Raw genomic sequence first — 1535 nt, 5'->3', positions numbered from 1 at the left:
CAGAGAGCGACAAAGACAACCAAATAATCCTTCAATGCTATTGCAGCCTACTAAACGTAATAACGTGGGATTTAACGAACAAGAAACGGATCGAGTTTTGCGACGGAGAGAGAGCAGCGAACAGTTAGGTACTTTCGATATCAAGTATAAATACAATAAATCGGAACAAACGTTGAGCATGACCATTAACGGTAAAAAGCCATTAGATGTTGTTACGAATACTCAGCTTAAAGCTATTCAAAGCAGTGATAAAATTTTATTGAGAGTTGATTTTGATGATTTACAGCGTGGTGAAATCCCATTGAAGAAGACTTTTGGGGAGATGCCTCGATTTAAAACGCTGAATTCTGAATTAAAAGAAATTAAAAAAGTAGAAATTACACGCGGATTTTCGATGTAGATTGTATTGATAATCGTGATTTATTGAAAATTAATGAATTTAGTGAAAAGAATATCGACAAAATAAAGTTAGAAGATTAGTATTCTAAGCCTAAAAGGTGAAAAAGCCGCCCAGCAAGGCAGCTTTTTCTGGTAAACGAATGTATCAGCATTTGATTACCGTGGATGCTTGAATTTTAGTGATAACGTCACGGAAAAGCAATCCATAGAAGTCATTTCTAGATAAAAAAGTATAATTGATTAATTTACTTCTTACATTCCAAGCCAACTGAACAGATTATACCCACTTATAGATGGATAAAGCAGATACGTGCAAGCATTGAGAGTTAGCTTAACAGCCACTCGTTTAAGATGAGCGTCCCTAGCAGTCTATAAGGCATCGTTTTACTGTTTTTTGCCTTAGAGTGAAAAGGGGGAACACCCAACCAAATCACTCAACCGTACCGCTAACACGATCATATCCGCAGTTGACTATGAAAGATTGCGTAATAGCCTCTTGGCACTTGAAAAAGCCAATGCTGATATGGTGTTGCACTAGACGGTGGTTGACCTGTTACAGTTAAGGTCGATTTCTAGTGACTCAATAGACTCTGTAAGTTGTATTGAGAGATGAAAAAGTCTGTACTTGGCTCCGTCCGAATATCAGTTCATCTTTAAAAGCGGCATCTATAATCTCTGGCGAATATCGCCTAGGGAAGCTGCCGCTTTTAAAGAATCCCCTATCTACCTTTCACCGTCCAAATATCACACGGTATCTTCAAAATAATCAAACATAAACTTTGTTATTACTCGCGGAGCGAAAAATAAAAGCTCTCTCGATGTTAAATTGTCGATTGTGTGTAAAGTTAGGGCAGCTTGTCTGTCCTATTTTTCCACATAAGACAACTCACGACTACTGACGCGCTACCGCTTGTCGATACATGGTCCTGGATAATTTCGTACCTCAATTAACCAGGACCACGTATTTTTCCCGCAAACATTACTTTTCGGTCGATTTCTAATAAACACTGGTCAAACTTGAGTTTTGGGATCGGGTAACATTGATAACAAAATAACAACGTCACTTTTTGACTGATTTAATCGAATAAAACCTATCAAAACATCGGCTATTCTATTCGTTTTGGATGAACCGCGAT

General features: G+C 37.9%; 1 protein-coding gene. It reads left to right on the top strand.

The features are described from left to right. Positions 1-400 (top strand): hypothetical protein (locus GLP24_RS19730; protein WP_232616434.1); only part of this gene is annotated, 400 nt, incomplete at its 5' end. Positions 401-1535 lie beyond the last annotated feature (1135 nt).

The organism is Photobacterium carnosum, assembly GCF_021236965.1.
Lineage (GTDB): Bacteria > Pseudomonadota > Gammaproteobacteria > Enterobacterales > Vibrionaceae > Photobacterium > Photobacterium carnosum.
This window is presented reverse-complemented; position numbering and strand designations above follow the sequence as displayed.